This is a genomic window from Amorphus sp. 3PC139-8, assembly GCF_040750475.1.
In the GTDB taxonomy this organism is placed as follows: domain Bacteria; phylum Pseudomonadota; class Alphaproteobacteria; order Rhizobiales; family Amorphaceae; genus Amorphus.
Map to the genome: position 1 here is coordinate 1 of NZ_JABJVY010000070.1, position 2025 is coordinate 2025.

Genomic DNA, 2025 nt, shown 5'->3' on the forward strand with positions numbered 1-2025 from the left:
GTCATGCATGCCAGCCTCCACCCAGCAGGCAGCTTGAATCAGATCCAACCCCTCAAGGGAATCCCATTTCCGATTCAGACCCCAAATGACACGCTCTAGCGCCGGGCGATCAGTCGGATCGGTATTTCCAGCTCGTTCGGCCGGACCCTGTCCAACCGTCGCCGACGATTACGGCGCATGGCGGCAACGGGTCTATCGCCGGGGTCACGCACCCGACGGAAAAGCGCAAGTTCAGCATCGCCGAGCTTCGACGGATCTGCGCGTTTCCGGACGATTTCAAGCTGACGGACAGCTACGCCCAGCAATGGGAGCGCCTTGGACGTTCCGTGCCGCCGGTCATGATGGGCCACATCGCGGCGACGATCCGGGACGAAATCTTCGCCCGGATCTAGGCCAAGTCATCGACCGAAAGGTCGAGGGCGTGCGCGATACGCTTGATGGTTTCGAAGCTTCCATCGCGAGCGCCGGTTTCGATCTGCGACAGGTAGGCGGTGCTCACGTCCGCCTTTTCCGCGAGCTGGCGCGACGTCAGTCCGCGATATTCGCGCCAGACACGAATGCGGCTTTCGCCGTCGATGATGCGGTTCGCGACGTCCGCCGGGACAAGTTCTTCCTCGCCCGCCGCAAGCCGTGACCGGAACGTCCGGACGGCTTCGGCGTCCTGATGATCTTCGGCGGCTTCGCGCAGGGCCAGGAACTCGGCTTCCGGCATGACGACCAGCCGCTCGCCGCTCGGGGTCGTGATGATCTGTTCGGCCATCTTGGTCTCCTAGTCGTAGGCTCCGCCGCGCGGTGCTACCCTGATGACCGCGATCACTTCGCCATCTTCGGAGAAGATCGCGCGCCAATCGCCGACGCGCAAACGAGAGTAACCGGGCTCGCCCTTGAGCGATTTGACGTTGTTCGCGAGGCTCGCCGGGTCGGTCGCGTATTGCTCAATTTTGGACCGGATCAGCCGGGCCGTGTTGGCCGGAATACGGCTTAGGGTCTTCAGGGCGCCGCGGCTGTATGCGATCCGGTTCATGGGTCGAAAATAGCAATCCGCTAACAAAATAACCAGAATGAATTTGCAATTAGCTAATTACATTCGCTTGCAGCAGGGCCGGCCCGAAGGCCAGCCCTGCCGAGGCGATTGACTGTGGAGCGTCGCAGCTCGCCGTTCATTCGGTCGCGGCTTCGGCAACTTCGAAGGTCGAGCCATCGCGCTTGACCTTCCCGGCAGCGACGAGCCGATTGACCGACTTTCGCATGATGCCCTTTTGCTGGGTCGGGGCGAGCTGACCGTAGCCATCCGGATCCCGGTCGATCCAAGCCTTCCGGAAAGGGCCGACCTTTGCCGGGCCGACTTCGCCGATGATGTCGAAGACGATACCGTCGACGGTTTCCGGGGTGCGGAGCGGCCCCTTTTCGACCTTCTGCGCCTTCGGCTCCGCCGGCGCGGCATCGGCCGGCTGCGCCAGGACTTCGAGTTCGGAGATCTCGGCGACGCTTTCGCTCGCTTCGATCTCGGAGCGCAGCTTTTCGCAGGCTTCATCGAAGTCGGAAATCGCGAGGATCAGGTCCGCGTCGATCGGGCATTCGAGTTAGTCGCATGCCGCGCGAAAGCGGTCGCCCTCTAGGCGCGGCCCGATGCGGCCGGTTTGGTCGGCGTTTCCCCCTAAATCATCGTTCCCGACGTCGAGCCGGTTGAAAGCGGGCGGAATACGGCAGACCGATCATGGGCCGATCGATCGGATGGCAACGGTTAACTTGCCCGGCCCGACGACAACGGCCCGCGACGATCCGGGACGAAATCTTCGTCGCCGGCCGCAAAGCGTGACCGGAACCTCCGGGCGGCTTCGGCGGCCTCGCGCATTGCCAGGAACTCGGCTTCCGGCATAACGACCAGCCGTTCACCCCTCGGCGTCGTGATGATCCGTTCGGCCATCTTGGTCTCCTAAGTGTTCAATCCCGGCATTTGATGGATTGGATCGACACTGAATCGATCCGGTTCTGAAGTCCACTGTTTGCAAATGAACTCATAAG

At 62.2% G+C, this 2025-nt stretch carries 5 protein-coding genes; 2 read left to right on the forward strand and 3 right to left on the reverse strand.

Going from position 1 to position 2025, the window contains the following annotated elements; translation table 11 throughout:
• The first annotated feature begins 167 nt into the window (after positions 1-167).
• Complete coding sequence (locus tag HNS03_RS25630) at positions 168-392, forward strand: DNA cytosine methyltransferase (RefSeq protein WP_367198882.1); 225 nt, start codon at positions 168-170, stop codon at positions 390-392.
• Here HNS03_RS25630 and HNS03_RS25635 read toward each other — a convergent pair.
• Both HNS03_RS25635 and HNS03_RS25640 read right to left on the reverse strand, forming a co-directional pair.
• Entirely contained in the window at positions 389-760 is a 372-nt protein-coding gene (locus HNS03_RS25635) for a helix-turn-helix domain-containing protein (protein WP_367198878.1), read from the reverse strand. The genes HNS03_RS25630 and HNS03_RS25635 overlap by 4 nt on opposite strands.
• Before the next feature lie 9 nt (positions 761-769).
• Positions 770-1024: a type II toxin-antitoxin system RelE/ParE family toxin gene (locus tag HNS03_RS25640; RefSeq protein ID WP_367198879.1), complete on the reverse strand. Its 255-nt coding sequence runs from the start codon at positions 1022-1024 to the stop codon at positions 770-772.
• Between the two features lie 235 nt (positions 1025-1259).
• On the opposite strand from HNS03_RS25640, the gene HNS03_RS25645 reads away from it, so the two are divergent.
• Complete coding sequence (locus HNS03_RS25645; RefSeq protein ID WP_367198880.1) at positions 1260-1619, forward strand: hypothetical protein; 360 nt, start codon at positions 1260-1262, stop codon at positions 1617-1619.
• A gap of 125 nt (positions 1620-1744) precedes the next feature.
• Here the strand turns inward: HNS03_RS25645 and HNS03_RS25650 are convergent, their stop codons facing one another.
• Complete coding sequence (locus HNS03_RS25650) at positions 1745-1927, reverse strand: hypothetical protein (RefSeq protein WP_367198881.1); 183 nt, start codon at positions 1925-1927, stop codon at positions 1745-1747.
• Between the last annotated feature and the right edge of the window lie 98 nt (positions 1928-2025).